Genomic DNA, 4,931 nt, shown 5'->3' with positions numbered 1-4,931 from the left:
GAGGATCTGGGCCTGGGCGCCGTGCTGGAAAATATCGTCCTGGCGGCCTGATATGGAAAACGTCTCTCCCGCCCAGCGCCACAAGGCGCGTGTCCTGGCCGAACGTGCCGCAGAAGCAACCGCCCCCGGCGGCGTCACCCATGGCAGCGCCTACGAAATGATGCTTTACAAGCTGGCGAACGACCGCCGCAGCTTAAGCAGCATCCAGTCGATGGAGCGCAAGATCGAAGTCAAAGCTACCTTGCTGCCCGAGTACCAGGACTGGATTGACGCAGTGCTGGCGAAGGGCCAAGGCGGTCAGGATGATGTCTTTGCCGCGCTCCTGGTGTGGCACATCGACTGCGGCGAGTATGCGCGGGCGGTCGAGATGGCGCGTTATGCCGTTGCCCACAAGCTGACCTTGCCGGATCAGTTCAACCGCGACATTCCGACGATGTTGCTGGATGAATTCTCTATGGCGTACTCGCACGGCAAGCTGGCCGACGATCCGGCGCAGGCCGTTGAGATCTTAGCGCTTATCCAACAGCTGACGGAACACTGTGACGCACCCGACCAGGCGCGGGCCAAGCTGTTCAAGGCGGCTGCCTACGCGATGGTTGCCGTCTTGGACCAAGCCGGCAACGAATTGCTGACCGCGTCCCAGCTACCGCAGGCGGAAGCGGCTCACAAGCTGATGGAACGCGCCCTGGCCTTGTTCCCCGGCGTGGGCGTCAAGCAGGTCAAGGACCGCCTGCGCACGCGCATTGCCAAAACCGTACCGGACTAAACGAGCACCCCTGGCGCACGGCGGCGCGGGTCGATGATTGAATCATTGCGATGTCATTCTGACGCCCGCCCACCGCCGATTTTATTGATGAGAAATCAGCATGAGCTTTATTGCCTTTGAACCTTCGCCCCCTTCCAGTCCGCCGGCACCGGCCGCCGCAGTTGTCGAAAACGATGGCTGGTATGTGGATATTCAGCTAACGCAGATGCGCGACGCGGAGCGGCTGGACGGCACCGTCACCGAAGTGCGGCTGCGGCAAGCGGTCGTCGCAGCCATTTTGCACATCAACAACGAACTGCGCGACTGGAAGCTGGAGCAGATTGCCGCCGGCTATGGTTCGCTAGCGGCAGTGCCGGCGGACCGCGTTGACCGGGAAAGCGTCCTCATTGCTCATTACCGGCGCGCCGTCTACTGCTGGGCCAAGGCCGATCTCACCGAGAGATATCGCGACTTCGACAGCACGGCGTCTTCCTTGTCCGACAAGAAAATGATGGAAGCGCTGGACAACGCACCCTCCGACCAGCGCCGTAATGCGCATTGGGCCATTACCGACATCATTGGCCGGTCCCACATGACGGTCGATCTGATCTGATGCAGGTGCGCGCCCAACAGCATGACACGCTGGACTTGCTGTGCTGGCGCCACCTGGGCGCCACCGCCAACCTGGTCGAGGCGGCGCTTGAACTCAATCTCGGCCTGGCCGACCTGGGGCCGATCCTGCCGCACGGCCTCCTGGTCAACCTGCCAGAACCTACCGCAATCCCTACTAAAACCGCCCAAGTCGTGAATCTTTGGGATTGATTGGAGCATTTACCTATGGCAGAACCCAGCACCACTACCTTGGTCGTCACCAGCGCCGCCGGCATCGGCCTGTCAACGCTGTTTCCTGGCATTGACGGCAATGCGCTGATTGGCGCTTTCGCCGGCGCCACGCTGGTGGCGATCTCCAGCAAGAACGTGCCAGTGCTGCAACGCCTGGCCTATATGGTCATTTCCTTGGCGATTGGCTACCTGGCCGCGCCCGAGGTCATCAGCAATACGCCCTTGAAGCAATCGGGCGTGGCCGCCTTCTTCGCGTCGGCGGCGGCCATTGCGCTGACGCTGCACGGTATCGATCTGATTAAAACCATCGAGCTGCCGGCCTGGTTACGCAAGGGCGGCGACCATGACTAAAACGCTGACCTTTCTGGCGCTGCTTTCCTACGCCAGCACTTGCTTGCGGCTGCTGTGCTACCGGCGCGGTCTGGCGAATCACCGCTTGCACATCTCCCTGGTGGCCTGGCTGTTGATTGTTGCCAGCGGCACCAGCGCCCTGGAGATCTTGCTCGGCCACGGCCATCCCTCCTTCGGGCAAACCGCTATCGCTTTGATCTTATGTGTCCTGGTGCATCGCGCCCAGGGCAATGTCGCCAACATCATTCGGGGATTTCAATGACCACCACCACAGCACTGACCGAACATTTCACGCTGGAAGAATTTACGCGTAGCGACAAGGCCCGGTCCCTCTCTATCGACAACAGGCCGGCGCCGGCCATCGTTGCCAACCTGCGGCGCCTGGCGAAGTTTAACGAGCTGGTGCGCCTGGAGCTGGGCGGAGCGGCGATGGTCATTTCCAGCGGCTACCGTTGCCAGGCGTTGAACCGGGCAGTCGGTAGCGCGGGCAATAGCGCCCACCTGGACGGCTTGGCGTGCGACTTTACGGCGCCGGCGTTTGGTGTGCCGATGGAGATCTGCCAGGCGCTCGATAAATCCTATCTGCAATTCGACCAGCTGATCTATGAGCGGGTCGGCGGCGCCGTGTGGGTTCACCTGGGCATTGCGGTCGAGGGCAAGACACCGCGCCGCCAGGTGCTGACGATCGACAACCGCGGCACGCGGATCGGTCTATGGAATTGATCGTCAAGAGCCTGATATCGGCCTTGGCAGTCGGCGCGCTGTGCCTGGTGATTGTTGTCCAGCGCGACGGCCTCATCGCTGCCAAGGAACGCGCCACACTGGCCGAACAGGAAATTGACAAGCGTGACACCGTCATCATCGCGCTGAAGGATGCGGCGGACAGGAACCGCAAGGGCACCGCCAAGCTGCAAACCGCCCGCGACAATATCGCCGCGAGCCTCACCGAACGAGAAAACCTCATTGAAAGCCTAGTCCATGACAATCCTACGATACGCACCTGGGCCGATACTCCTCTGCCTGACGCTGTTGCCCGCCTGCGGGAGCATCCGGCCGCCACCGGCGCCGACGCTTACGGTCAACGCCTGCCCAGCGATCACCCGTTGCAATCTGCCGGCGGCGGCGCCCAAGACTAACGGCGCCTTGCTTCTCGCCTTGGAGCGTGCAGAGGCCGCGTGGGGCATGTGTGCGGCCAAGGTAGACGCCGCTGTTGATTGCCAGGAGGACGCCGACCGTGTACAAGCCCAAAAGCCTTAGAGCGCACCTGACCGCCGTCAGTGCTGAATTGCAGCAGAACCCGGATAAACTGCTGATCTTTGCGGAGGGTGGCAACACCGTGGCGACCGGCACCGCTTCGCTGTCGTTTGAATATCGCTACAAGCTCAATATCATCATCACCGATTACAGCGGTAGCGAGGATGCCATCATGGTCCCGTTGTTGGCCTGGGTGCAGATGCACCAGCGCGACCTGCTGGACAATGCCGAGCTGCGCAAGACTGGCATCGGCTTTGATGTGGATTACAACAACCACACATCGATAGACCTGGCGATCACGCTGGCGCTGACTGAGCGCGTGATAGTGAAGCCCGCCGGCGCCGGCCGGCTGGAGGTCATTCACCGCGCCGAGCCGCAACCCACCCCAGCTTATACAGCTGAATTCTGGCAAGCCTATGCGGGCGACGCGTTGCTGGCCGAGTGGTATACACCGGCTAACCCCGAATGAGCGACGATCTATCAACCCTGGAAGCTTGGGCCGGCACACTGCTGGCACAGCTCCAGCCAGGTCAGCGCCGTGTCATCACGCGCAGGATTGCCCAGGACTTACGCCGCAGCCAAGCGCAACGTATCGCCAGCCAACAGGCACCGGACGGCGCACCCTATGCGAAGCGCAAGCAGCGCAAGAACCTACGGGGAAAGAAAGGAAGAATCAAACGGCAGAAGGTCGCCATGTTTGAGAAGATCCGCACGCTAAAAAATCTCAAAACCGAGCAGGACGAAAACCAGCTATTGGTCGGTTTCTTTGGGCGTGTGGCGCGGATAGCCCGCGTGCACCAGGAGGGATTGAGCGACAAGGTCGCAAAGAAAGGGCCGGTATATCACTATCCGGCCCGGCCTTTACTTGGTTTCAGCGCTACCGATCAGGCGCTAATTCGAGATGCGCTGCTACGCCATATCGGGAATTTTTGACCATTAAAAATTTTTTATATGACTCTCCCGATCATCCCTCAACCTGCATATTGCAAGCGCTAGACAGCTGCACGCTTTTCGAAATTTGAAATCCACGTTGCTAGCTCCTCGACATCCGCTTGCAGATCGTCAATATTCGGCAACACTGCCGGTAATTCGTCAGGCTGAGAATGCTCAAAAGCGGAATAACGCGTCATAAGATCGTCGATAAAAGTACAATCTCCCGCAGTGATCTTCGCCAGTGCACCAATTTTTCCTTTGGTTTCTACGGAGCGCCGAAAGCGTTGCAGTACATCATTGAACAGAATTTTCTCGACGCAACGTTCAACCAAAATTCGAAAATCGCTACAGACGCTTTTTGCACGTTCGTCATATGAATCTATATCATTTTGTTCAATCAATTTGCGCAATTGTGGGATAGTCTCGTCTCGCAATTTATTTGCGGCCTTTTGAGGTTTCGCTTCGCGCATATTTAATTGGTGAGTAATTCCTACAGTATTACCCAAGCAACGGAGAGCCTTTACATTTAAGGTCACAGGCGGGGGAGCTTGTTCTAGTTTTGCTTGCTGTTCTAAACGAACTACAGCAGTTTCAATTAGCGTCAGCAAGGATAGCCTGTGCGTGAAAACCACCACTTGCCGATTTTTTGATAACTCTACAAGTCGAGTTACAACTCGCTCTGGGGGTGTACTGGATTCTGTGTAAACGGGTTTTCGTTTAAGCCTGCGGCACCCGGTCTTCAAACTGGATGGCGAAGCGATTCAGCGCCGCTTTCCAGTCCCGTATCGGCATCGTCCACTTCTTG

The 4,931-nt window shown here is 58.6% G+C and carries 11 protein-coding genes; 10 read left to right on the top strand and 1 reads right to left on the bottom strand.

The features are described 5' to 3' along the window. From gpM to ABI171_RS05880, 10 genes are all read left to right on the top strand, one after another. The coding region (gene gpM, locus ABI171_RS05925; protein ID WP_348099234.1) for a phage terminase small subunit at positions 1-766 on the top strand (766 nt) is incomplete at its 5' end. 100 nt (positions 767-866) lie between these two features. Then, a complete protein-coding gene (locus tag ABI171_RS05920) occupies positions 867-1,358 on the top strand; it encodes a head completion/stabilization protein (RefSeq protein WP_348099233.1) in 492 nt (163 codons plus the stop codon). After that, positions 1,358-1,567 (top strand): tail protein X, encoded by a 210-nt coding sequence (locus ABI171_RS05915; RefSeq protein WP_348099232.1) that lies wholly within the window; start codon positions 1,358-1,360, stop codon positions 1,565-1,567. The genes ABI171_RS05920 and ABI171_RS05915 overlap by 1 nt, the downstream gene beginning before the upstream one ends. A gap of 15 nt (positions 1,568-1,582) precedes the next feature. Beyond that, complete coding sequence (locus ABI171_RS05910) at positions 1,583-1,939, top strand: putative holin (RefSeq protein WP_348099231.1); 357 nt, start codon at positions 1,583-1,585, stop codon at positions 1,937-1,939. Then, positions 1,932-2,201, top strand: coding sequence for a phage holin family protein (locus ABI171_RS05905; protein ID WP_348099230.1), 270 nt, complete (start codon positions 1,932-1,934; stop codon positions 2,199-2,201). Before ABI171_RS05910 ends, ABI171_RS05905 begins: the two co-directional genes overlap by 8 nt. Then, a complete protein-coding gene (locus tag ABI171_RS05900) occupies positions 2,198-2,662 on the top strand; it encodes a D-Ala-D-Ala carboxypeptidase family metallohydrolase (protein WP_348099229.1) in 465 nt (154 codons plus the stop codon). Before ABI171_RS05905 ends, ABI171_RS05900 begins: the two co-directional genes overlap by 4 nt. Next, positions 2,653-3,075: an Rz-like lysis system protein LysB gene (gene lysB / locus ABI171_RS05895; protein WP_348099228.1), complete on the top strand. Its 423-nt coding sequence runs from the start codon at positions 2,653-2,655 to the stop codon at positions 3,073-3,075. Before ABI171_RS05900 ends, lysB begins: the two co-directional genes overlap by 10 nt. Next, complete coding sequence (lysC, locus tag ABI171_RS05890; RefSeq protein WP_348099227.1) at positions 2,969-3,196, top strand: Rz1-like lysis system protein LysC; 228 nt, start codon at positions 2,969-2,971, stop codon at positions 3,194-3,196. Before lysB ends, lysC begins: the two co-directional genes overlap by 107 nt. Further along, entirely contained in the window at positions 3,174-3,662 is a 489-nt protein-coding gene (locus tag ABI171_RS05885) for a phage tail protein (protein WP_348099226.1), read from the top strand. Before lysC ends, ABI171_RS05885 begins: the two co-directional genes overlap by 23 nt. Then, on the top strand, positions 3,659-4,126 hold the full coding sequence (locus ABI171_RS05880; protein ID WP_348099225.1) for a phage virion morphogenesis protein: 468 nt from the start codon (positions 3,659-3,661) through the stop codon (positions 4,124-4,126). The genes ABI171_RS05885 and ABI171_RS05880 overlap by 4 nt, the downstream gene beginning before the upstream one ends. Positions 4,127-4,185: 59 nt before the next feature. Here ABI171_RS05880 and ABI171_RS05875 read toward each other — a convergent pair whose 3' ends face one another. Continuing rightward, positions 4,186-4,734, bottom strand: coding sequence for a hypothetical protein (locus ABI171_RS05875; protein ID WP_348099224.1), 549 nt, complete (start codon positions 4,732-4,734; stop codon positions 4,186-4,188). Between the last annotated feature and the right edge of the window lie 197 nt (positions 4,735-4,931).

The sequence above is a fragment of the Collimonas sp. genome (assembly GCF_039923675.1).
Classification (GTDB): domain Bacteria; phylum Pseudomonadota; class Gammaproteobacteria; order Burkholderiales; family Burkholderiaceae_D; genus Collimonas.
Note: the sequence above shows the minus strand (reverse complement) of the source record. Positions and strands in the feature narration are given on the sequence as shown.